Origin of the sequence: Bacillus cereus group sp. N21 (assembly GCF_016483395.1) — a bacterium.
In the GTDB taxonomy this organism is placed as follows: domain Bacteria; phylum Bacillota; class Bacilli; order Bacillales; family Bacillaceae_G; genus Bacillus_A; species Bacillus_A pseudomycoides.
The window spans coordinates 1-214 of the sequence record NZ_JAEHBX010000469.1 but is presented as its reverse complement, the minus strand read 5'-3'; the positions used below and the strand labels follow the sequence as shown (position 1 = coordinate 214).

Genomic DNA, 214 nt, shown 5'->3' with positions numbered 1-214 from the left:
CTACACCACGGGACCATTGGTTGCGGGGACAGGATTTGAACCTGCGACCTTCGGGTTATGAGCCCGACGAGCTACCGGACTGCTCCACCCCGCGACGATATAAAAGCCTGGCAACGTCCTACTCTCACAGGGACAATGTCCCAACTACCATCGGCGCTAGAGAGCTTAACTTCCGTGTTCGGTATGGGAACGGGTGTGACCTCTCTGCCATCAT

The 214-nt window shown here is 56.5% G+C and carries 1 tRNA gene and 1 rRNA gene; both read right to left on the bottom strand.

What is annotated here, in order from left to right:
• Positions 1-17: 17 nt before the first annotated feature.
• Positions 18-94, bottom strand: a tRNA-Met gene (locus tag JDS96_RS31675).
• Positions 95-105: 11 nt separating this feature from the next.
• A 5S ribosomal RNA gene (gene rrf / locus JDS96_RS31670) occupies positions 106-214 on the bottom strand; the annotation flags it as partial.